Here is a 21,645-nt window from a genome sequence, read left to right on the forward strand (position 1 = left end):
TGCATGCCCTGAGTACCTGAGTATTCGTTAGCGAACGTGGAGCACTTACTGGCTCGAAAGCAAAGCGGCAATCATCAAATCACATGATTCTGGCACAATATTCGTAACCAGTAAGCGCATACCCTGAATCACTTAAAAGTGTAACTCTCAGGGTTCGAATGACTATATCTGGCGCAGAACAGCCTGTCAGCATTATAAAAGTATTCAGATATATATCATTCCTCTGAACATACACGATTAACGGTGAAATCTCACGATTCTGCCGTTTTTTTATTATTTTTCAGAGGAGTAGTAATGAACAATTCTGAAGGTTTGAAGTCGTTTCAGCAATCGCTTGCTGGTCTGCCACAGTGGGTATCAGAGCGGATTCTGCAGCAAATAAACCAGTTAACAAACTACGAGCCAGTTATTGGCGTTATGGGTAAATCCGGAGCCGGGAAATCCAGCCTGTGTAATGCACTGTTTGCCAGTGAGGTATCACCTGTCAGCGATGTGGCGGCCTGCACCCGTGAACCTTTACGCTTTCGTCTGCAGGTTGGTGACCGCCATATGACGCTGGTGGACCTGCCCGGCGTGGGCGAAAGTGGCGCTCGCGATAACGAATATGCTGCGCTGTACCGCGAACAGCTTCCCCGGCTTGACCTGGTGCTGTGGCTGATTAAGGCCGATGACCGGGCGCTGGCAGTGGATGAACACTTTTATCATCAGGTGATTGGTGAGGCATTCCGGCATAAGGTGCTGTTTGTTATCAGCCAGTCGGATAAGGCCGAGCCCACCAGCGGTGGGGGGCCATTGTCCAAAGAGCAGAAGCAGAATATCAGCCGTAAAATCTGTCTGCTGCATGAGCTGTTCCAGCCCGTACATCCGGTGTGTGCCGTGTCGGTCCGTCTTCAGTGGGGACTGCGGGTGATGGCTGAGCGAATGATTAAGTGCCTGCCACGTGAGGCCACCAGCCCGGTGGTGTCGCAACTCCAGTCTTCCTTTCGCACAACGGTAGTCCAGGAGCAGGCTCGTAGCGATTTTGGTGAAACCGTCGGTGCTGTACTCGATAGCATCAGTGCCTTTCCCCTGATACCCGCCCCGGTGCGGGCAGTCATACGCGCGGTGCGCGATACCGTGGTGTCGGTTGCCCGTAGCGTCTGGAATTTCTTCTTCTGAGTATTTAATCCTGCCAGTTGATTTCCTAGCCCTGTCGCCTTCATGCGACGGGGATTTCTTTTATATATTTTCCCGTTATGAGGAGTCTGCTTATGACCCGTCTGGCTTCGCGCTTTGGCGCAGCAAATCTTATTCGTCGTGACCGTCCGTTAACCCGTGAAGAGTTATTTCGGGTGGTGCCCAGCGTATTCAGCGAGGACAAACACGAATCCCGCAGTGAGCGATACACATACATACCGACCATCTCTCTGCTGGACAGTCTGCAGCGGGAAGGCTTTCAGCCGTTCTTTGCCTGTCAGACCCGGGTGCGTGACCCGGGGCGTCGGGAGCATACGAAGCATATGCTGCGCCTGCGTCGGGAGGGACAGATTACCGGTAAACAGGTGCCGGAAATTATCCTGCTCAACTCTCACGATGGCACCAGTTCGTATCAGATGCTGCCGGGGTTATTTCGTGCCGTGTGTCAGAACGGCCTCGTTTGCGGCGAGTCATTTGGTGAAGTAAGAGTGCCGCACAAAGGCGATGTGGTGAGTCAGGTGATTGAAGGGGCCTATGAGGTGCTGGGGATTTTTGACGGGGTGGAAGAAAAGCGGGATGCCATGCAGTCTCTGCTGTTGCCGCCACCTGCGCAGCAGGCACTGGCAAAGGCTGCGCTCACCTACCGCTTTGGTGAGGACCACCAGCCCGTGACCGAATCGCAGATACTCTCCCCGCGCCGCTGGCAGGATGAGAGCAATGACCTGTGGACCACTTATCAGCGCGTGCAGGAAAACCTGATTAAGGGCGGGCTCAGTGGACGTAATGTTAAAGGCGGGCGGACGCACACCCGTGCCGTACGTGGCATTGACGGGGATGTGAAGCTTAACCGGGCACTGTGGGTGATGGCGGAAACATTGCTTACACAACTGCAGTAGTCATTACCTTTGTTGCCATGTTGTTAATATCGGACACCACCTGTCCGCATTGCAACGTACTGACAGATCTCACTCCCTCGAAGATGACCTGTAACCCCCACCACATCTGACTTTTGCAGAAATGAAAAATAGTTTCTGCAGTGTCCATACCCTGTCCGCACCCCTCTTTAAAGTATTCACATCATTTTCAGTCAGTTAACTTTCACGGAGAACCATTCATGACACAGGCAGAACGCCGCCATGACCGGCTGGCTGTCAGGCTGTCACTGATAATCAGCCGTCTGGTGGCGGGGGAAACGCTGAGCGTACGCAAACTGGCCGCTGAGTTTGGCGTGTCGGTGCGCACACTGCGGCGGGATTTTCGTGAGCGGCTGATGTATCTGGACCTGGAATATCAGTCCGGCTACTGCCGCTTACGTACTGCTGGTAGTGAGATGCAGATGGTGCCAGATGTGCTTATCTTTGCCCACCGGAGCGGGCTGGCCGGGCTTTTCCCTGGCCTTGACCGCCGCCTGGTGAACGCACTGCTGATGTGTGACGAGTCTCCCTGCGTGATATCGCCCGCCAATCCGCTCCCTTCACCGTCTGGCTCATTGTCTTTCTGGCGGTTGATTCAGGCTATTACCGGGCGCAGGCGGGTGATGCTGATTGCGGATGGACAGCGCTGTGAGCGACTGGCTCCCTGTCGGTTGCTCATCCACCAGCAGGCCTGGTACCTGGTGGGTGAGTACGGCGGACATATCGCCGTATTCACCCTGGATGAAATCCATCTGGTTCAGCCCCTGCAGGAGACGTTCCGCCGTAATGACAGTCTGTGCCGCCTGGCTGAAGACCCGGTGTTCATTCAGGCCTTGCCCCATTTTCGCTTTATCCAGCAGTCACTGCTTGCGTTTATTCCGGCTGACAACTCACCGGAATAGCACAGGCTTTGTTAACAACCCGGCAACAGGGAGGAGCCCTATGCCCGTTATTGTCATTATCGCCATTGTTGTCATCGTCATCATTCTCAACAAAACCGGGGTGTCCGACAGCCTCACGGCCCTGACACTTGGCACCGTTGCTGCACTGCTGACGGGCGGTGGCGCAGCCGGTGCCGCCAGTGTTGCGCTGACGCCGTTCATCGGTGTTCCGGTAGGCATTTTCGTGGGGATTTATGTCTTTGCCAAAGTCGTTCGTCTGATTTCAGGAAAAAAATAATGAAACGTAAAACATTCCCTCTGCTGGCACTGGTTGCCACCACCCTGTTGCTGAGCGCCTGCGATGACAGGAATGATGATCTGAAAGCCATCAGCAAATTCAGGGACCTCACACCTCCGCGATTTAGTGACGTGGTGAGCCGCCAGGATGATGTCAGTGAGGAATGGACACAGATTGGTTTCTCCACCGGCCTCACCCTGCAGGTCTTACGCACCCGCCAGTCGCCGGAAGGTTGCGAGGGTGGCAGTTACTACTATCTGGTGGATATGAAGGAAAAAACCGTGCAGCCGCTGATGAATGCGCTGTGTATTGCTGACAACATCAAACTGGAATACCACGAGGTCACGGACCCGTATACGAAGGAAAAATACTTCGAATACTCCCATGACGGCAAACTGATGGGGCGGCTGCTGATACCATCAAATCCTGATAATCAGGAATAAAAACAAAGATAAAGGAGACAGGAATGAAAACACATTCGCTCAGCCGGTTTGCGCTGGCAGGCGTACTGCTCGCGAGCTTTAATGCTTCTGCGGTTCCCGGACTCTGGCAGCAGGGTTACGGCCAGGGCAATGCGGAATACAGCGTGACGGACGCCAGTGGGAAGATGTTTACCATAAACTGTACAGGCAATCCGGACCAGAACGGTATCTACCAGCACTCGGTTTTTCTTACCCTCGCGGGAGACAAAACGGTCAGTTCGCATGATGACGGTACCGATATCACGGTAGTGATGAACCACCAGCAGTACGGAATTCCGTCCAGCCTGGGCTGGCGTAACGGGGATAACGCCTGGTACGGCTTCATCATGGATATCCGTAAGGCCTCGCAGTTCGAGGTCTACGTCAATGACCGCAAAGCGGGTAACTTCAGTGCTGACCTGAAGAATGCCGCGAAGGTCCTGCCCACGCCCGGAGACTGCGGTAACGACTGATACATTCATTTCGCATGCAATCCAGCCCCGACAGCCATCAGGCTGCCGGGTTTTTCTTTTTTTGTTACATGAATGCCACGTATAAGCCTTACGCTGTATCCCGTAGCAATGAAGGTTCGGTCTCAGTAATGAGAGATTGTATGATCTTCTAACGCAAAAAAACGTACCCGATTCAAACTGGCGAAGCGTATTAAGCCATTTATTACGCGAGATTATTCTACTCCGCATAACAGAATTATCAGTCATCCATATACATGCTTTAATACCAGACCTGCGAAATCGATACCAACAACGCTGATCGTGTTCATGTGAGGTTACACCAAGATTGATGCAGTTTTCTGTAAAAGTATTGCATTTACTACATTATGAAGTTGAGTTCATCGCATCACTAAAATATAACTTTTTGTTAGATAAATATTATATTGGAGAAAAAATCAAACTATGCATCCAGGGATGCTCCAGGGATGCTCCAGGGATGCTCCAGGGATGCTCCAGCGATTGACTATCGTTGGATGTAACGGATTGCGGATGTCAAGGGTACATTTCATGTATTTTTTTGCACGATAATAAGTGCAAAATAGAATATTTCATTTTTGAGGGTGTATATATATCTATATCACGTAGATAGCATCATGCTAGCATCTTGTTATGGTAATTATTTAGAGGAGTGTGCAAATGGTGCATTATATATTAGCGACTCATGGGAAAATGGCCGGAGGGATGAAGTCCTCTGCTGAGATGCTATTGGGCCCTACAAATAATCTTTCAGTTTATGATGCATACGTTGACGAAGAAGATATAAGTGTTGGTATTCAAAGAATCATTCGTTCTATTGACGAAAATCAGAAAATAGTAATGCTCTCAGATATGCGGGGGGGAAGTGTAAACCAGAAAATGATGGGGTATTTAGGAGGGGATAATATATTTTTAGTTACTGGGCTGAACCTAGCTCTGTTATTGACTTTGTTGGTTGATTACTCTGATGATATTGATGAGCAAAAGCTTTCTAAAGTAGTAGAAGAGCATCGAGACTCAATGCAAGTTGAGTCACTCGATTTTAAGATCGAAGATGATTTTTTGTAAGGATAATTTATGATAAACCTTTTCAGGATTGATGAGCGTTTGATTCATGGCCAAGTGGCAATAAAATGGTCAAAATATTCAGATGTAAGTCATATTGTTGTTGCAAATGATAATGCTGCAAATAATTTAATTGTCGAGAAAACTTTAAAAATGGCAGCTCCAGCAACGATAAAAACTGCCATTAAGTCAATCGATAGCGCAGTTGATCTATTAAATGATCCTAGGGTAAGCAAAATGAAGCTTCTTGTTTTAGTCGCTTCACCACATGACGCAGTTGAGGTAATTAAAAATATACCGGGAGTACCATATGTAAATGTTGGGAATTATGGGCGTGTAATACAAGAAAAAAATAATGAAAATAGAACAAGATATGCAGGTAACCTTTACTGTAATGATGAGGATGTTAGGAGCTTTCAAGAATTGATGAGAATGGGTTTGAAATGTATTTATCAGCCGACACCAGAAGATAGTGCTGAGGATATGGTGTCATTTTTTAAATAAAAGAGAGGTAAGCATGGTCATTAGTGGAATACTTGCTGCCATAGTTTGGGTATTTGTTCAGGGGGTGGATAGATTACTATCATGGCAAACTCTGCAAAGACCTTTAGTTACAGCAATGTTAACCGGTCTGGCATTTGGCGATATACAAACAGGCATCGTCATGGGAGCAGCGCTAGAAGCGATATTTATGGGTATTTCGGCAATTGGAGGCACAATTCCGGCTGATGCATGCTCTGCAAGTATTATTTCAGTAAGTATGGCTGTATTAACGAATGCAAACATGACTACAGGAATAGCCCTAGCATTGCCTATAGGTACTCTACTTGCAACTACAGGATCAGTATGGAAAATATTTTTATCATCCCTAGCTCCTTATTGGGAAAAATTGGCACAAAGTGGTAATGATAAAAAATTCCTTCACACTTTGATTTTCTTCGGAATTATTGTCGACCGGTTGCCACAAACTATCATTATTTTTGCATCTGTAGCATTTGGGGTTTCTGGACTTGAATATGCGATTAATTATCTTCCTGTCTGGGTAATGAGCGGCTTTGATGCTGCTGCAGGAATGATGACTGCGGTGGGGTTTGCGATCCTGGCAGCAATGATTTGGGATAAAATATTCATTGGTTTCTTCTTTATCGGATTTGTTTTGGCACAATATTTTAAATTAGATACAGTGGCTATCGCTATAATAATGGGGGTAGTGTCATTAATGTATTTTGTAAATGATAAGAAAATTTTAGATTCTAGAAGTGAAACCAAGAGAGGTATAGCAGATAATAATAAGGATGAGGACTTTTTCGATGAGTAAAAATAAGAGTGATAAAGACATACCATTGGAAGATAAAAAAATACTAAAGTCTATGTATTGGCGTTCTGGATTAGTCATGTCAGGATTTAACTTGGTCAAGATGGAGGGCAATGCGTTCTGTGCGACAATGTCTCCATGCCTTAAAAAGTTATATGTAGATGAAAATGAAAGAAGAAAAGCGTTACTGAGACATAATGGTTTCTTTAACACAAATGCTGTATTGTTCCCATTTATTGCAGGACTTACTTACGCTCTTGAAAAAGAGAAAATGGAGAAAGGTTCTGTTGATGATGATGCCATAGAGAACATTAAAGTTTCGCTGATGGGGCCATGTGCCGGTATTGGTGATGCATTGTTTTTCAATAGCTTAAGGATAATTGTTGCAGGAATCTCAATGGGGTTTGCTGCACAAGGAAATATACTTGGCCCAATATTGTTTATATTACTCTATGGGGGAACTCAAATGATTTCCCGATGGAAGTTTTTAAATATTGGGTTTACTATGGGTACATCGTTTATAGATAAAGTATTTGCATCTGGCCTTATGAGTTCGCTGACTAAATCAGCATCCATTTTGGGACTAAGCATGGTTGGTGCTATGGTTGCCAAAATGGTAAATGTGAAATTAAAGTGGACCATAGATATAGGAAAATCTCCGATTGTAGTACTGGATGTAATTAATTCAATCATGCCCAATTTGTTATCGATTCTATTGTTATTCTCATTTGTATATCTTCTGAAAAAAGGATACAAACCAATTACACTAGTTATTGGGCTTTTAATAGTCAGTGTTTTATTAGCATTCTTTGGGGTTTTTTGAATAAATTTACTAGGAGTGGTTTTAATGAATAACTTCCAATTTATTAAAGTATGTTCAGAATCTCCATACGAACGTGGAGTTCAGTATGGGTCACAAGCCAAAAGCAAAATTATCGACGGGGTGGTAAAGTATAAAAAACTGTTTCTTGAAACAACAGGGAAATCCTGGGAACACTTACAAGGATATATTGAATCATATAGTAAGTTTATAGAAAAGAATGCTCCTGATCTATTGACCGAAGCTTCAGGGATCGCAAATGGGGCTGGAGTACATCTGAATGAAATTATGCTTTTGAACTGCCGTTACGAAATCACAAAATTTTCAAGTAACGCTGCAAGTACACATGAGTGTACTACTGGGGCATTACTTTCTGACACAACAAGGAATAATAATATTTTCATGATTAAAAACTGGGATTATAAACCAGGGATCGTTGAAAATATCGTGGTAATACATATAGATGAATGTAATGGCACTCAAATTCTTGGTGTCGCTGAAGCTGGGCAGTTAATTAGAGATGGGATTAATAATCATGGGGTTGGCATTGTAAATAATAATCTAAAATCAATTTATGATACAGAACTGCCAGGAATGCCTTCAACTTTCCTGAGACGTAGCATTTTATCTTGTAATTCATATGATAATGCTTTGAAAAAATCCATCTCTACAAAGAGAACAGTTTCTGTAAATATGATGCTGGTTTCTGATGAAGATAAGGCTGTTGACATCGAAGCATATCCAGAAGGGTGTGATTTCGTCAAGCCAATTAACGGAATTATAACCCATGCAAATCATTTTACTATTAATCCTGAAATAAATGCCAAAAAATCAGATGATTTTATGAGGGATACCAGATTGCGATACTTACTGGGGAAAAAGTATAAATATATAGAACTGGAAACTATTAAGACAGCTTTACAAGACCATGAGTTTTATCCGCTCTCTTTATGTGGGCATGATGAACCAGTACATGAAGATCCAATGAAGGGTCGAACCACTGTTGCATCTATGATTTTCGATTTAACTGAAAAAAAACTTTACGTCAGTAAAGGATGTCCGTGCACAAATGCATACAATGAATATTCTTTATTTCAAAGTGATTGTGATGTTTAATCAAATTTTTTTCTTTCATATAAAAGGTCGTCTTCTGAGTATTTAGTGTGATGGTTTTATTGTTTATATTAAAGATAGGTAGTGTAATGATTTAAGTCGTGGCGCTCATTTAGCTGTAGTAATGTGTTATTGTTATAATAATGCTATATATTGCATGTGGTTCTATATTTTCATGGCAAAATAAATCAATTTATAAATAATGAAATGAACGTCACGACAATCTTTTCTAAATTAATGATTTTCCCCAGTTAAGTATTATTTGCTTCCTGTTTTATAAATTCACAACGGATGAAAGAAAATAGAAACCCATTAAAATATTACATGGAAATCTCAGGGTTCTGAAAATAGCGCCTGTCTCCAGGGGGCATTATGTTTGGCAATAATAAATTCACGCAAGTTAAGCGTTCAGAAAATAAAAAGATGGCTGCTATTACTCTATTCTTGAAAGAGAACGATTTAAGCGTTGATACAACTGTCGAAATATTTATCACCGTCAGCCGTGATAACCACCTGATTGCCTGCGGTGGTATTGCTGGAAATATCATTAAATGCGTGGCCATCAGCAAATCCGTGCGCGGTGAAGGCCTGGCACTGACTCTGGCCACCGAACTAATCAATCTCGCGTATGAACGCCACTGTACGCACCTCTTCATCTATACCAAAACCGAGTACGAATCGCTGTTTAAACAGTGCGGTTTTTCTACGCTCACCAGCGTTCCCGGCATTATGGTATTGATGGAAAACAGCACCACACGCCTGAAACGCTACGCCGAATCACTGGCAAAACAGCGCCATGAAGGGAAAAAAATTGGCTGTATCGTCATGAACGCCAACCCTTTCACTAACGGACATCGTTTTCTGATCCAACAGGCGGCCGCGGAATGTGACTGGCTGCATCTGTTTTTGGTGAAAGAAGATACCTCGCGTTTTCCGTATGAAGACCGCCTGCATCTGGTGCTTAAAGGGACAAAAGATATTCCTCGTTTAACCGTTCATCGCGGTTCGGAATACATCATTTCTCGCGCCACGTTCCCGTGTTACTTCATCAAAGAGCAGAGCGTTATTAACCAATGCTACACCGAAATAGACCTGAAAATCTTCCGCCAGTATCTGGCTCCGGCTCTCGGCGTCACACGCCGCTTCGTCGGTACTGAACCATATTGCACCGTCACCTCCCAGTACAACAACGATATGCGTTACTGGCTGGAGACCCCAACGCTTCCCGCTCCACCGATTGAACTGGTGGAAATTGAGCGGCTGTGCTTCCAGGAGATGCCGATTTCCGCCTCCTGGGTGCGCAAGCTGCTGGTTAAAAAAGATCTCACGGCTATCGCATCCCTGGTCCCTGACGCCACGCTGCAGTATCTGCAAAGCATGGTTGAACGAGCCTCATCGGGTACGGCGGTCCGCCAAAATACCCCGCATTAGCAACAGGTGAAAAATGAAAATAAACCAGGCAGCCGTCGCAGGCACACTCGAGTCCGGTGATGTGATGATTCGCATCGCACCACTCGATTCGCAGGATATTGACCTGCAGGTTAACAGTAGCGTCGAAAAGCAGTTCGGTGATGCCATCCGGGCCACCATTCTGGACGTTCTGTCCCGCTGCAACGTACGCGGCGTGCAATTGAATGTTGATGATAAAGGCGCACTGGACTGCATTTTACGTGCGCGACTGGAAGCACTACTGGCCCGCGCTGGCGGTATTCCGGCACTGCCATGGGAGGATTGCCAGTGATTTCCGAATCTTTGCAACAACGTAAAACCCGTACTCGCCGCAGCATGTTGTTCGTACCGGGCGCCAATGCCGCCATGGTCAGCAACTCGTTCATCTACCCGGCAGATGTGCTGATGTTCGACCTAGAAGACTCCGTCGCGTTGCGTGAAAAAGATACCGCTCGCCGCATGGTGTACCACGCGCTGCAGCATCCGCTGTATCACAACGTTGAAACCATCGCGCGTGTAAACGCCCTCGACTCCGAATGGGGTATCAACGACCTTGAAGCCGTGGTACGCGGCGGTGCTGACATCGTACGTTTACCGAAGACCGATACCGCGCAGGATGTCATCGACATCGAAAGCGAAATCCTGCGTATCGAAAACGCCTGTGGCCGTGAGCCTGGCAGCACCGGTCTGTTAGCCGCCATCGAATCGCCGTTAGGAATTATCCGCGCGGTAGAAATTGCCCATGCTTCCGAGCGTCTGATCGGTATTGCCCTGGGTGCGGAAGATTATGTACGTAACCTGCGCACTGAGCGCTCACCGGAAGGTACTGAACTGCTGTTTGCCCGCTGCTCTATTTTGCAGGCTGCACGTTCTGCCGGTATTCAGGCGTTCGACACCGTGTATTCCGATGCCAACAACGAAGCAGGTTTCCTGCATGAAGCCGCACACATCAAGCAGCTGGGTTTTGACGGCAAATCGCTCATCAACCCGCGCCAGATCGAACTCCTGCATAACCTGTACGCCCCAACGCGCAAAGAGCTGGCTCACGCCCGTTTGGTCGTAGAAGCCGCTGAAGCCGCCGCTCACGAAGGTCGTGGCGTAGTTTCCCTGAACGGCAAAATGGTCGATAGCCCGGTTATCGAGCGCGCCCTTCTGGTTATCTCCCGTGCAGAACTTTCCGGCATTCGCGAAGAATAAGGCAAAAAAATGACGCAGAAAATCGAACCGTCTCAACATCAGGATCGCGTGGCGACCTGGAGCCGTCATGCAGAAAGTGAGCTTTCCGCCTATCAGAGCACCGTAAAAGTAGAATTGCAGGCGCAAAAACCGCGCGACAAAAAGTTGTGCGCTAACCTGGAAGACGCCATTCGTCGTTCAGGTTTACAGGATGGTATGACCATCTCTTTCCACCACGCTTTTCGCGGTGGCGATCTGACGATTAACATGGTGATGGACGCCATCGCCAGTATGGACTTTAAAAATCTGACGCTGGCCTCCAGCTCCCTGAGCGACTGCCATGCTCCGCTGGTTGAGCACATCCGTCAGGGCGTGGTTAGCCGCATTTATACCTCCGGTCTGCGTGGCCCGCTGGCGGAAGAAATCTCACGTGGCCTGTTGGCCGAACCGGTACAGATTCATTCCCACGGTGGTCGTGTACACCTGGTGCAAAGTGGCGAGCTCAGCATTGATGTGGCGTTCCTCGGTGTACCGTCCTGCGACCAGTTTGGCAACGCCAACGGTTATACCGGTAAAGCGTGCTGCGGCTCACTGGGCTATGCCCGCGTAGACGCCGAAAACGCGAAACAGGTTGTCCTGCTGACTGAACAGCTGCTGACATATCCGCATAACCCGGCCAGCATTACACAGGATCAGGTGGATCTGATCGTACAGATCGATCAGGTCGGCGATGCGGACAAAATCGGTGCCGATACGACCCGCATGACCACTAACCCGCGTGAATTGTTAATCGCCCGTAGCGCGGCAGAGGTCATTGCTAACTCCGGTTACTTCAACGAAGGCTTCTCACTGCAGACAGGAACCGGCGGTGCTTCTCTGGCCGTTACGCGTTTCCTGGAAGACAAAATGCGCAGCCGTGATATCCGTGCCGACTTCGCGCTGGGCGGCATTACCTCTACCATCGTTGACCTGCACGAAAAAGGCCTGATTCGCAAACTGCTGGACGTTCAGAGCTTTGACCGTAACGCCGCGGAATCGCTGGCCCGCAATCCGAACCATATCGAAATCAGTGCAAACCAGTATGCCAACTGGGGCTCAAAAGGCGCATCCGTCGATCGCCTGGACGTCGTAGTACTGAGCGCGCTGGAGGTTGATACCAGCTTCAACGTGAACGTACTGGCCGGTTCTGACGGCGTACTGCGCGGCGCATCCGGCGGTCACTGCGATACCGCGGTTGCCGCTGCGCTGTCTATCATCGTCGCGCCGCTGGTTCGCGGACGCATCCCGACGCTGGTTGACAACGTGCTGACTTGCGTAACCCCTGGCTCCAGCATTGACATTCTGGTCACTGACCACGGTATCGCCGTCAACCCTGCACGTCCTGAACTGGCAGAACGTCTGAAAGAAACCGGTATGAAAGTGGTGTCCATTGAATGGTTGCGCGAACGTGCACAGCAACTCACCGGTCAGCCACGCGCTATCGAATTCACTGACCACGTGATTGCCGTTGTACGTTACCGCGATGGTTCAGTGATTGACGTTGTGCATCAGGTGAAGGAATAAGCCATGCACCTGCTCCCTGAACACGCCACTCAACACGCGGTTTCAATTCCCGAGTTGCTAACCAGCCGTGATGAGAGACAAGCAAGGCAACTTACTTGCCTCGCGAGTCATTCTTCGCCACTGATCTCTTATACAGTAGTAGCGCCAGGTTCGATTAAAGACAGCGAGTTAACACGTCGCATTTTTAATCATGGCATGACAGCCTTGCTCGAACTGGCTGAAAAATCATCCTGGATTGTGAGGGCGCAAACTACGCTGGTTTCTGCCAGCGGGCCGGAAGGCCTGTTGTCCATTGAAGCCCCAGCCTACGACCTCAAGTTTGCCACAATCGGGCTTGAGAATTCACATCCGCTGGGACGGTTATGGGACATCGATGTCCTTACTCTTGAGGAGGGAATTCTGTCCCGGAGTCATTTCGCGCTCCCTGCCCGCCGCTGTCTGCTGTGCGAGCAAAGCGCTGCCGAATGTGCGCGAGGTAAAACCCACGCGCTTTCCGACTTACTCTCTCAGATGGAGGCACTGCTGCAAGATGCCGATTCTCGCTACATCAACCAATAACGCAGCCCTTCCTCTGGTTCTGCCTGATGCTTACGCAACGCTTGCGTGGCGGGCCATGTTGACTGAAGTCAACTTGTCGCCCAAACCGGGTCTGGTGGATCGTATTAACAGCGGCGCACATAAAGATATGGCGCTGGATGATTTTCACCGCAGTGCGGAGGCTATCCAAACTTGGTTGCCAAGATTTATCGAATACGGCGGATTCAGCACGCAGCTTTCGCCTGAAGATGTATTGCAGGGACTGCGTCCACTGGGTATGGCCTGCGAAGCCGAGATGTTCCGCGCCACTGCTGGGGTAAACACCCACAAAGGCAGCATCTTTTCACTGGGACTGCTGTGTGCCGCTATTGGCCGCTTGCTTCAGCTCCGCCTCGCAGTCACTGCGGAAACTATTTGCTCTACGGTAGCAACATTTTGCCGTGGCTTGACCGAGCGCGAACTGCGCCAGAACAATCAACAACTAACGTCTGGTCAACGTCTTTATCAACAAATGGGTTTAACCGGCGCACGGGGTGAAGCCGAATCGGGATACTCATTAGTAATCCAGCATGCTCTGCCACACTATCGGAGCCTATTGGCAAAGGATCTCGATCCTGAACTGGCCTTACTGGACACTTTACTGCTGCTGATGTCTGTAAATGGCGATACCAATGTGGCCTCCCGCGGCGGCGCAGAAGGTTTGCGCTGGTTACAGAAGCAAGCCACCAAACTATTGCAGCAGGGAGGAATTCGTACCCCCGCCGATCTAGAATACCTGCGTCAGTTCGACAAACAGTGCATTGAACGTAACCTCAGTCCCGGAGGTTGCGCCGACCTGCTGATAGTTACTTGGTTCTTAGCTCAGATTTCACAAGTTCATTATTAATATAATTACATATCCATTCTAGATAGAGCCGAATATTATTTTCTTGATATATAAATATATCTGCTGATCATTGTATATAACACTAACTTTTTTAATCCAGAAGTTGGTTGTAGAGTAATCATTTTTTTATGCGCTAACACTTTGCGAGTTCAATTTTAATTAATTCTTTAAATTGGTTTACTGTTTTCTGTCGGATTATTTTTTCAGTTTTATTTCTGTCATTTGTTAAAGCACAGGTGAATTGCGAATAAAGTTTTGCCAATGTATTATCCCCCTTGAAGTTCATTGTGATAATAACTATTATTTTTATGTTTTTCTTATTCCATTTACTGATTTTATTTAACTCGTAAATATCGAATATGCTACTTGTGACTAAGCTAGTTGGTAATGTGATTATCAACATTTCACTCCAAATGCATAAGTCATCAAAATCATTAATATAATTATAGAAACTTTCTCTAGAAGCATTGTCAGTCCAGTATTTAAATGCGCAAAAATTTAAAAAATCATTTCGGTTATTATATTTGTAATTCTCATGTAGTATATATGAAGTTAGTTTTAGTTTTGTTAATGATTCTAGTATGGGGTATCCATCAAGAATGATTTTTTCATATATCATATTGAGTTGTGAACTACTTGGAATTGAGTCAACATATACGAATGGAAGTTCGAAATTATAGTAGTAAGACTCAAAGTTTGATATTAGATAATCATAGTCATCTTGCTTAATGCTTCTTACTTCATAAGAGTTTAAGCAGGATATTTTTGAGAACCATACTGAGCCGTATTTTTTTATTATTCTATTTTTTATTATCTCGCTACTTTCCAAGCCATTCTGAGCAGTAATAATTATTTTTCTCGGAGTGTAGTTATAATTAATTCCATCTAAGCATGAGTAGAGGCAAATGGCTAGCTTTATAAGCTCAGCAGGATTAACACATATATCTTTTGTATTAGTTAGAAATCTGGAAATGTCAATTGCCAAAGCCATGCAAAAGCCACAACCGCTAAACATATTGTTTTCAATTTTCTTTCCAAGGATTAGATTGTATCCAATCCCATTGAAACTATTCCTTAATACTATTGGAATGATACTTGCGTTAATGATATTTCTGAAACCATATATGGAGGGGATGTGTATCCCCCATGTTAAATCTAGGTGGTGAAATATTTCATCTGAAATAGATTCTGATTGAGATACTATTGAGCTCCAGTTGGCATCATATTGCGCATGCTGGTTATGATCAATAAAGAATAGGATTAATAATTCTAAACTGAGTACCTCTTCGAGGCCAAATGTAATATAAGGATATAACTCTTTTATTTTTTGAAGGATCTGTTCTGCGCATTTATATTCGTTGTGATAGTTCAACAAAATAGCTCTATTGTGAAATAATTCAATGTCTTTTTTCTGTTTTATTCTATTTATGCTCAAGAGGATATAACATGTTATTTTGTGTGTGTTACTGTCAATAATTCTGATATTATTAAGCCTAAGTTCACTAAGAAGGATTTTTCTTATCTCAAGTTTATTGATATCTTCTACTTGAAAAATATTTTTATAGCCATCGACTTTTGTTTCTGGTAAGCATCTGACATCATGACTTAAAATCATTTCAGTCATACACAATCTGCGGTTTATCTCTAGTCCACAAATCTTTAACCCTTTTTTATTTTGGCTGAGAATTGTTATGTTGAAAGATGAAAAAATATCTCTTACTCGTTGCATTTCTTTATTAATGCTACTTGCCGATAAAAACAAAGCATGCCCAATATCATCTAGCGTAATATAATCATTTTGAAGCAAAAGATACTGAACAATATTGTTTGCATGGTCCTCATGTTCCATCGTATATGTCATGTTAGAGAAGTGATGGTTTAATTCTTTATTTATTGTTGAAAATAATTTATCATCCTTTATTTCGACCCAAAATCCAATTCCTTTAGTTGAATGTAACTCAAGGCCAAGGAGGGGGCCAACTAATTTGAGTTCTTTTAACTCATTTTTTATTGTTCTTTCACTACACCCTATACTCTTCGCTAATTCAGTTGAGGTCAAAACATTATTTGTGAGCGTTAATGTATATATTATTTTTTTTAATCTCTCACTATGTATTTTCAATATATCCTCCCTGCAATATATTTATGATTCTGCATTTATTATAATATGATATCATATTGTGTAAATGAATACTGTGATCTGTGTATTGAATCGATGAGTTTATATGTCATATATAAAAAGTTATTTTTAATTATATAAAAATATTGCTTGTTACTAGCTAAATGAATAAGGTTGCTATACATTCGTGTAAATGAAAAAATTCAGGCAGATATTATCGTTATGACAACACTCAAATGGGCCGCAGTGAATCACCTTTTGGCGGAAACTCTTTATAGAGGTCTATAAGGATAATAGCTAATTAGAAATGATGCTAATTAATAAAACATGTACTTTCAATGACGCCTCCTGTAACTCTTTAAAGTAACTCAATTGATTGTGAAAAGTAGATTGTGTTACGGGTCGGGCGCTTTATGGGATTTATACCCGTCATACTTCAAGTTGCATCTTTGTTGGCTGCGTTCACTCACCCGCATCACTTACTTGAGTAAGCTCAGCGGGACTCATTCGATTGCCGCCTACCCGCATCTTGAAGTAGCTTGGGTATAGTAGCTAATGATGTGAGGTTGTTATGTTCAATGATTTGAGAATGTTTTACCGGTAAGATACTCCTCCCTCTCAGCAATGGGAGGCCGCTTTTATTAGTACCCAAAATGAAGGTATAGGTCAGTACTCCTCCTCAATACAATCTATATGCACACCTCAAAAAATTATTTTTAATAAATTAAATAATTGGATTCATTGCTTATGGTAACATGTGTCTCCCGGATTATAGAATCTCTTTCTCAATCACAAAACCGATAGTCCATTGAAAAACGGTGCAGCTGTTTGGGTCACTATGCGCCGCTCTCCTACGATTATTACAGTGGGGGTTGATCTCTGTAAGCTATGAACGAGAAGCCGTGCCTGTGCAGGTGTTTGCGGCTCTGACTTTACAAACCAGATTACTCGATTGTACGAAGCGTATTAATGTCATTAGACATTATTGCAGCGAGGTGTTTAGTGATCTTTTCTACAGACCAATCCCACCACGCTAATCTTTCCAGTTCGAATACTATTTCATCTGAAAATCGTGATTTAATGACTTTTGCAGGGTTTCCACCGACAATCGTATAAGCGGGCACATCCGTTGTGACAACAGTCTGGGAGGAGATAATCGCACCGTTGCCGATCTTCACACCAGGCATGATAAGCGCTTTATACCCGATCCAGACATCATTCCCGATTATCGTATCGCCTTTGTATGGCAAGTCTCCAGGCTTTGGCATCGCCTTTTCCCATCCATTACCGAAAATATAAAATGGAAACGTAGAGAAGCCAGATAATTTATGGTTTGCACCATTCATTATGAACTGGACACCTTTTGCGATAGCGCAAAATTTACCGATAACCAGCTTGTCACCTATGAAAGGGAAGTGATAGAGAACATTCCTTTCAAAATCCTCAGAGTCTTCTGGATCATCGTAATATGTGAAATCGCCAATGATAATGTTTGGGTTCGTCACAGTATTTTTAATGAAACAAACCTGAGGAAAGCCCTCCAATGGATGCTTATTCAGTGGATCTGGACCTTGCATACCCCCTCCGACGTAATTGGGCTCCGTTTGGGAAACGGAAAATATTGTACGTTATGATGGTTTTCTGTACTGACTGATTTCAATCAGGCGAAAAGGTCAATACTTTCCTTCAACCAGCTTTCTATTGTTTCTCCAAATATTTCCGCATCAATGCATTTTGTAGTGTCACGCCACGACGGACAGGAAAACCCCGTTCCACTACATGAAAGCCGTGCCGTAGAAAGAACTCTTCCGCAGCCTTACTCACATTTGAAGTAAGTTCAGCAATTCCAAGTTGTCTAGCTTCTTCATGAATGTAATTCATCAGTAGCGTCCCTACTCCCTGTCTCGGGTAGGTTCCTGAGACAAAGAAATGGTCAATGTACCCATTCGGCTGAACATCTGCATATCCAACTATTTCCCCATCCACTTCAACAACAAAGGGGCGCAGCTCCTTCATGTAATTGGCCCATTGTTCCGGGTCGATATCTGGTGGAGCCCAGGCCTCTATTTGTTCATGTGTGTAGTAGTGTGATGCGATGGTATGTACAGAAGATAAAAAGACCCTGAATAACGCAATTTCATCCCCATTAGTGAACCTTCTGATTTTCATAAAACCTCGTTAGTCGTAACGCGTTCTGCCTGCCGGTAAAGGATCTGGATGCTACATACTTGAGAGCAACTATAGCCTGTGGCATCTGCTGTTTCCCGGATATTCAGTTTTTTAACCTGTCGGTAGTACAGCACTTTCTGGTGCCTAATGGTTTTAACAGCAAGCGATCTGTTTTTAGTCTGAGTATCTGCATACGTTCATCTCCTTACTCAGAAGGAGTACGGTTTTATCGTAGTTACTCAGGCACCACTCATGCTTTTTGATAACCGCCGGTGGGATTTTCTCTATATCTTTGACGGTACCAAATCCCATTGACCCGTAAAAACCTTCAAGCTCAGCAAAAGGTAAACAGTAAAGAACTGACAGACCTGAGTTCTTAATCAGGAAATCTACCACCTTACGGGCGATCCCCAGACCCTCATTGCCGGGAAAAACATAAATTCCCCCAAGCTCGCCGCTTTCTGTATCGATTGTTACAACTCTACCTTGACCAACAATATTATCGCCATCAGTCGCCAATACGATTAGTTCCCCTGCAAGTGACGGAACAAAATCAATCTCAGCATAGCGCTCGTTAACGATGGCGAGATCAGCGTTGGTGGCGATTCTTAAAGAAATTTGCATCATTCTCCCTACATCTCTTTATCTGTATTTTTCAGCTTTTGATTTTCAACCATAATATTTGGTGTAAATATCAAACAATAACGGTCAAGAAACATATTAGATGTAGCCTAAATGTTTGAATATTTTCTGATAGATTTCACGCACCACTTTGCTTTTATTTTCGTGATATTGTTGAATATCTAAGCTACAACCTTTAATTGCATCTAATTTAACTTCAGCATATAGCTGGCAGTCCTTCTTTGACTGTCGCAACCAATCTCGAAAAAGCACATGTCTGATTGTTTCAGGAGTGTCTTGAGTGAAAACATGAAGGTTAACTCTGGGATTATCGTAATGAAAAAGACGATGTCCATGGAAGCGAGGCTCACGCACAATTAGTTTATACTCAAGACTCTCAAGTGCTAATACATAAGTTTTTTCATCTGTAGCATCAGCAACTGTCAAATCAATATCAATAACGGGTTTGGCAGCCAGACCAGGTACCGCCGTAGAACCTATATGATCAATTCTTAGTAAATTCGAACCTAATTTATTTTTAATAGTGGATGCTAACGATGAATATATTTCCGGCCACAGGGGATCATAAGCAACGACCGCAACATTCTCAATCGGCGGTACGCCATTAACAAAATAACTATCCTGAGGATCAATGACATAATGCTGCATTATTTCTTTTGGGCTAACCATAAACCAACACCTATCGACCTTACAAATTATGAACAATAGCGTACAGGAGATGGGTTTGGATGTCTCTCAAACGTCCGCTCCAGGCACGGAGCGGACTAACTAACTGAGCTGAAGGTCCGCTGTGAGCGTACAACGGACGTACGGGAAATCACTACACCCATTGTCGATATCCCACTCACTGTTCCAATTCAGTCATCGCCAACTCGGCAACTTTTATAGTTGTTGAAACCGTATCGTTACTTGATAGGGACCAGGCGGTTGAAAGGCCACACCATGCAATTATCCATTTGAGCAGGCGTTCTCTGTCCAGATCAGCCATCCTGGTGACGATACTTAGACGCTGTTTAAATGTCTCCGGTATAGTCGCAACAGGAGGTACTGGATTACCAAGATCCGGATTAGTAAAAATATTAGCAAAGTCGAATCCGCGTTCACCTATTAGCCCTTTAGGGTCAATGGCAAGCCAGCCAGACGTTTCAAAATCAAGCACATTCTCGTGATGTAAGTCACCATGCAATGCAACCACATCTCGTGGAGAAGAAAGCAATTCTTCTGAAATTTCTGCGCAACGTGTCAGAATACCACCATACTTCAAGGCTGCTGGTTTTAGAGGATTAAACCATTCATGTAATGGCGTAAGCTGGGGCAACGGTCTTTTTGCGAATGTATGAAGTCGGTTCGCAGTAATACACAAAATACGGCAAGCTGCATCATCCTTATCTCCACGGGACATTACTGATAAAGACGCGGAACCAGTTGCTCTTGAGAGAAGAATTGCTTCATTTTCATGTGCAATCACCTGTGCCGCACCATTCCCTTCCCACCATGCCATTAGTGCATTACCGGCTTGTTCATCAGTATCATCCGTAACTTTCAACATAGCTTTAACACCATGTACTGCCGTTTTGACCGGATATAACTGGGATGTATGAGTTATAAATGGAGTGCCATCAGGAATGAGGCTCCAGCGATTTAGCCAGGGTTTTAACTTGAACGTATCCATAAAGCCTTCTTTAACATCCTTACAATCAAAGTGGGAAATAGGCATGTATTCAGGCATTTTAACCCATAGATGAAGCGCTTTCCTGCATGCTGTTTTCTAGTAAGGCAACTTCCGCTCCTGGCACAGGGCTGCAGTTGCAGCCCTGACAACCCTAGACTTCGATAGACTCAGAGATCTCCAACGCATCATCGACTTCAATACCGAGATAACGCACTGTGCTTTCCAGTTTCTTATGACTCAACAGAAGTTGGATCACCCGGAGATTCTTGGTCTTCTTGTATATCAGGAAAGGTTTTGTTCTTCTCATGGAATGAGTGCTGTACAGCGAATCTTCGAGTCCAAGTTTTTCTACCCATCCATGAAAAATACGGTTGTATTGCCGGGTTGAAATGTGTTGGCAGGAACCGACCCGAGATTGGAACAAGTAGTCTTTGCTGTGCAGATTGTCCCGCTTTATAAGCGCTGCCACTGCTTCTCTTGTCCCTTTGGTTATCTCAAACTGGACAGGGCTGCCGGTTTTCTGTTGTAACACCGTTGCTCTGCTTGAAACAGAATTGCCATGTGCAACATCTGATACTTTGAGTTTTACCAAATCACAGCCCCGAAGTTTACTGTCTAAAGCCATGTTGAACAGGGCTAGATCGCGCGTTTTGCCTTCCAGTTCAAGTCTGATTCGAATCCCCCAGATATGAGATATCTGAAGCGGTCTTTTTTGTCCGATGATACGATTTTTGTTCCACGGTGACGTGACCTCCTGCAATGTAGAAGATTTAAGTATGACTGTCCCTCATGAGCGAGGAGCGGACACGCCAAGTATTAATACTAGCAGTAGCAGTAATACTCTTCTGTTGTCATATCGCTGCGGCATGAATTCCCACAATTCATGGCCCAGTGTGTTTTA

General features: G+C 44.8%; 23 protein-coding genes and 1 pseudogene. 17 read left to right on the forward strand and 7 right to left on the reverse strand.

Going from position 1 to position 21,645, the window contains the following annotated elements; all coding sequences use genetic code 11:
• Nucleotides 1–294: 294 nt before the first annotated feature.
• The 17 genes and pseudogenes from WBL83_RS07555 to citG all read left to right on the forward strand — a co-directional run bounded on the left by WBL83_RS07555 (nt 295) and on the right by citG (nt 14,142).
• Nucleotides 295–1,158 (forward strand): GTPase family protein, encoded by an 864-nt coding sequence (locus WBL83_RS07555; RefSeq protein WP_424588559.1) that lies wholly within the window; start codon nt 295–297, stop codon nt 1,156–1,158.
• Between the two features lie 92 nt (nt 1,159–1,250).
• On the forward strand, nt 1,251–2,072 hold the full coding sequence (locus WBL83_RS07560; protein ID WP_424588757.1) for a DUF932 domain-containing protein: 822 nt from the start codon (nt 1,251–1,253) through the stop codon (nt 2,070–2,072).
• A gap of 218 nt (nt 2,073–2,290) precedes the next feature.
• On the forward strand, nt 2,291–2,992 hold the full coding sequence (locus WBL83_RS07565; protein WP_424588560.1) for a WYL domain-containing protein: 702 nt from the start codon (nt 2,291–2,293) through the stop codon (nt 2,990–2,992).
• 40 nt (nt 2,993–3,032) lie between these two features.
• Nucleotides 3,033–3,269, forward strand: coding sequence for a hypothetical protein (locus WBL83_RS07570; protein ID WP_061806841.1), 237 nt, complete (start codon nt 3,033–3,035; stop codon nt 3,267–3,269).
• On the forward strand, nt 3,269–3,712 hold the full coding sequence (locus tag WBL83_RS07575) for a YfjS/YafY family lipoprotein (protein WP_424588561.1): 444 nt from the start codon (nt 3,269–3,271) through the stop codon (nt 3,710–3,712). The genes WBL83_RS07570 and WBL83_RS07575 overlap by 1 nt, the downstream gene beginning before the upstream one ends.
• Before the next feature lie 23 nt (nt 3,713–3,735).
• Nucleotides 3,736–4,203, forward strand: coding sequence for a protein YfjT (gene yfjT / locus WBL83_RS07580; protein ID WP_424588562.1), 468 nt, complete (start codon nt 3,736–3,738; stop codon nt 4,201–4,203).
• 675 nt (nt 4,204–4,878) lie between these two features.
• Complete coding sequence (locus WBL83_RS07585) at nt 4,879–5,286, forward strand: PTS sugar transporter subunit IIA (RefSeq protein ID WP_424588563.1); 408 nt, start codon at nt 4,879–4,881, stop codon at nt 5,284–5,286.
• Between the two features lie 9 nt (nt 5,287–5,295).
• A complete protein-coding gene (locus WBL83_RS07590; protein ID WP_424588564.1) occupies nt 5,296–5,787 on the forward strand; it encodes a PTS system mannose/fructose/N-acetylgalactosamine-transporter subunit IIB in 492 nt (163 codons plus the stop codon).
• A gap of 13 nt (nt 5,788–5,800) precedes the next feature.
• Nucleotides 5,801–6,601 (forward strand): PTS mannose/fructose/sorbose/N-acetylgalactosamine transporter subunit IIC, encoded by an 801-nt coding sequence (locus WBL83_RS07595; RefSeq protein ID WP_424588565.1) that lies wholly within the window; start codon nt 5,801–5,803, stop codon nt 6,599–6,601.
• A complete protein-coding gene (locus WBL83_RS07600; protein ID WP_424588566.1) occupies nt 6,594–7,421 on the forward strand; it encodes a PTS system mannose/fructose/sorbose family transporter subunit IID in 828 nt (275 codons plus the stop codon). The genes WBL83_RS07595 and WBL83_RS07600 overlap by 8 nt, the downstream gene beginning before the upstream one ends.
• A 24-nt stretch (nt 7,422–7,445) precedes the next feature.
• A complete protein-coding gene (locus WBL83_RS07605; RefSeq protein ID WP_424588567.1) occupies nt 7,446–8,534 on the forward strand; it encodes a C45 family autoproteolytic acyltransferase/hydolase in 1,089 nt (362 codons plus the stop codon).
• Between the two features lie 369 nt (nt 8,535–8,903).
• Nucleotides 8,904–9,979 (forward strand): annotated as a pseudogene (gene citC, locus WBL83_RS07610) ([citrate (pro-3S)-lyase] ligase).
• Nucleotides 9,976–10,272, forward strand: a complete 297-nt coding sequence (citD, locus tag WBL83_RS07615) for a citrate lyase acyl carrier protein (protein WP_424588568.1) — start codon at nt 9,976–9,978, stop codon at nt 10,270–10,272. Before citC ends, citD begins: the two are co-directional and overlap by 4 nt.
• On the forward strand, nt 10,269–11,177 hold the full coding sequence (locus tag WBL83_RS07620; protein WP_424588569.1) for an aldolase/citrate lyase family protein: 909 nt from the start codon (nt 10,269–10,271) through the stop codon (nt 11,175–11,177). Before citD ends, WBL83_RS07620 begins: the two co-directional genes overlap by 4 nt.
• Nucleotides 11,178–11,186: 9 nt before the next feature.
• The gene (gene citF, locus WBL83_RS07625) at nt 11,187–12,719 is read left to right on the forward strand and encodes a citrate lyase subunit alpha (protein ID WP_424588570.1); all 1,533 of its coding nucleotides are present in this window, start codon (nt 11,187–11,189) and stop codon (nt 12,717–12,719) included.
• Between the two features lie 3 nt (nt 12,720–12,722).
• Nucleotides 12,723–13,277 (forward strand): citrate lyase holo-[acyl-carrier protein] synthase, encoded by a 555-nt coding sequence (gene citX, locus WBL83_RS07630; protein WP_424588571.1) that lies wholly within the window; start codon nt 12,723–12,725, stop codon nt 13,275–13,277.
• Nucleotides 13,249–14,142 (forward strand): triphosphoribosyl-dephospho-CoA synthase CitG, encoded by an 894-nt coding sequence (citG, locus tag WBL83_RS07635; RefSeq protein WP_424588572.1) that lies wholly within the window; start codon nt 13,249–13,251, stop codon nt 14,140–14,142. Before citX ends, citG begins: the two co-directional genes overlap by 29 nt.
• Nucleotides 14,143–14,275: 133 nt before the next feature.
• On the opposite strand, the gene WBL83_RS07640 is transcribed toward citG, so the two are convergent.
• The 7 genes from WBL83_RS07640 to WBL83_RS07670 form a co-directional block, all read right to left on the reverse strand.
• Nucleotides 14,276–16,264 carry a BglG family transcription antiterminator gene (locus tag WBL83_RS07640; protein WP_424588573.1) on the reverse strand — a complete coding sequence of 663 codons (1,989 nt, stop codon included), beginning with the start codon at nt 16,262–16,264 and terminating at the stop codon, nt 14,276–14,278.
• Between the two features lie 941 nt (nt 16,265–17,205).
• A complete protein-coding gene (locus WBL83_RS07645; protein ID WP_424588574.1) occupies nt 17,206–17,838 on the reverse strand; it encodes a Vat family streptogramin A O-acetyltransferase in 633 nt (210 codons plus the stop codon).
• Between the two features lie 121 nt (nt 17,839–17,959).
• Nucleotides 17,960–18,430: a GNAT family N-acetyltransferase gene (locus tag WBL83_RS07650; protein WP_424588575.1), complete on the reverse strand. Its 471-nt coding sequence runs from the start codon at nt 18,428–18,430 to the stop codon at nt 17,960–17,962.
• 174 nt (nt 18,431–18,604) lie between these two features.
• Nucleotides 18,605–19,057 (reverse strand): GNAT family N-acetyltransferase, encoded by a 453-nt coding sequence (locus WBL83_RS07655; protein ID WP_200930321.1) that lies wholly within the window; start codon nt 19,055–19,057, stop codon nt 18,605–18,607.
• A gap of 93 nt (nt 19,058–19,150) precedes the next feature.
• Nucleotides 19,151–19,741 carry a GrpB family protein gene (locus WBL83_RS07660; protein WP_424588576.1) on the reverse strand — a complete coding sequence of 197 codons (591 nt, stop codon included), beginning with the start codon at nt 19,739–19,741 and terminating at the stop codon, nt 19,151–19,153.
• Nucleotides 19,742–19,916: 175 nt separating this feature from the next.
• Nucleotides 19,917–20,744, reverse strand: a complete 828-nt coding sequence (locus WBL83_RS07665) for an aminoglycoside phosphotransferase family protein (RefSeq protein WP_424588758.1) — start codon at nt 20,742–20,744, stop codon at nt 19,917–19,919.
• A gap of 151 nt (nt 20,745–20,895) precedes the next feature.
• Nucleotides 20,896–21,504, reverse strand: a complete 609-nt coding sequence (locus WBL83_RS07670; protein WP_424588577.1) for a tyrosine-type recombinase/integrase — start codon at nt 21,502–21,504, stop codon at nt 20,896–20,898.
• Nucleotides 21,505–21,645: the final 141 nt, after the last annotated feature.

This window comes from Buttiauxella sp., assembly GCF_049686335.1.
In the GTDB taxonomy this organism is placed as follows: Bacteria; Pseudomonadota; Gammaproteobacteria; order Enterobacterales; family Enterobacteriaceae; genus Buttiauxella.